The 1,785-nt window shown below is 35.2% G+C and carries 1 protein-coding gene; it reads right to left on the bottom strand.

Annotated features, from left to right (window positions below):
* Window positions 1-552 precede the first annotated feature (552 nt).
* A partial coding sequence (locus tag HCUR_RS00855; protein ID WP_207760844.1) for a hypothetical protein occupies window positions 553-1,785 on the bottom strand: 1,233 nt, incomplete at its 5' end.

Raw genomic sequence — 1,785 nt, 5'->3', positions numbered from 1 at the left:
TCCAGAAACCATTGTACTCAAGCTCATGAATGAATAGCGGATATAGACGCTAAGCATTGGATAATAGATAAGGCTTATGATACAAATGCTATAATGGATCATGTTACAGTATGGGGCATTAATCCTGTGATTCCACACAAAAGCAATAGAATCATTTAGAGCAAGATTGATACTGATCTTTACAAGCTCAGATATAGTGTTGAAAATACGTTTCAGAAATTTAAAGAATGGCGGGGTATAGCAACCAGACACATCAAAAATACAAAATCATATTGTTCCAGCTTATGCGTAAAGGCACTTTTGATGTGGGCTACAATCTCGTAATGACATACTCTAGATAAACGCTTTTTTTTGCTTTGATGGTTTGTTCTTCTTATCCTAAAATGATGTGCCTTTATACAAATTCATATATTCCTCGTCTTTTTATAGCACAAACTATTTATCTACTACGTGCTACAGTGCATATAGACACTCTGGCACGGGTATACAATTTAAAAAAAATTCCTTCAAAGCTTTTTTTAAAGTAATAAGAAGTTTTTTACTAAACTCAGCTTAACTTGTTTCTTGCTTAACTTTTTTTGTAATAGGATCTGAGAATGAATCTTTCTGAAATGATAAATAGTAATTATCTTTTCCTTCAAATTTTATCTTATTCATTTTAAATTCAATACCTTCTGAACGGAGAAAATCTTGTTGAGGTATCAGAAGTGTTTTGCAATTAACGTAATGCGTTTTCATCAAGTCATTTTTAAATTCTTTATTCTTCCCAGAATTATCTTCAAAGTAAAAAATTTTTTCTTCAAGCCCCTTCTCCATACCAGGAGTCGAAAATTCTAAATAATACTTTCTTTCGTCATTACGTACCGTAGATTGCTGTGTAAAAGGCATTCCTAGCTGAGTCAATATTTCTCTCTGAGGCTCTAAAAGGGGAAAAAAAGAAACGTATTGCTTTTCAAGCAAGCCATATACGTCATTACCAAGACGTTTCCCCCTTGGATTTTTCTGTACTGAAACGGTATCCCCCTGATTAACTTGCGGAACTCGCTGTTGAGGTATTTGAAATTGATCCGTCTGCTGCTGAGACTCACTCTGCTCAAGAAAGTTATCTAATATTCTAGGCAAATTTTCTAAAACCTTATCACGCATCTGCTCATCTGTAAGATCTTGATTTCCTTCAAGATTTGAAGTTGTTCGGATAAAATCTTCTAATGCATCTTCGAACTTCTTTGTAAAACCTAGAAAATTTTGCATGTATTGCAAAAGCCTTTGATGACGATGCGTCTGATTGACGGTACTCGGCTTAAAAATCTGATGCTGACTCTGTGCTTTATCAAAAAAAACTTCCGAATTGAGTGACTTAGAGACCATATCGGCTAAATTTTGCTTAAAATACTTCACAAGGTCGCTGCTTGAACGATCAGGATTCGTTTCTAAGACGTTTCTGATCGCGCCCTGCAATTCCCTGCTCAATTGGAGCAATTGTCCATCCTTAACGCGAGGTAGGATACTGATCTCTATAGACTCACAGATGATCGACCAATCAGCCTCTGTGATCCTGTCTTTGAATTCATTGCGCAATTGAGCGAGTGCATTTCTAACCTCAATTGACTCTCCATACTCACCATTATAAAAGGGAATCTCACTTTTCAGATTTTCCTGAACCTGCTGATTTTGTTTACTTTTTTTCTTAACTGGCTTCGCATCAACACTAAAAGCATAAAAAGCTGTTCCAGTGCCAATCAAAAAGCATAAATGACTAAATTTTATTTTTTTTTTCATATCTTT

This window comes from Holospora curviuscula (genome assembly GCF_002930195.1).
Lineage (GTDB): Bacteria > Pseudomonadota > Alphaproteobacteria > Holosporales > Holosporaceae > Holospora > Holospora curviuscula.
This window is presented reverse-complemented; position numbering and strand designations above follow the sequence as displayed.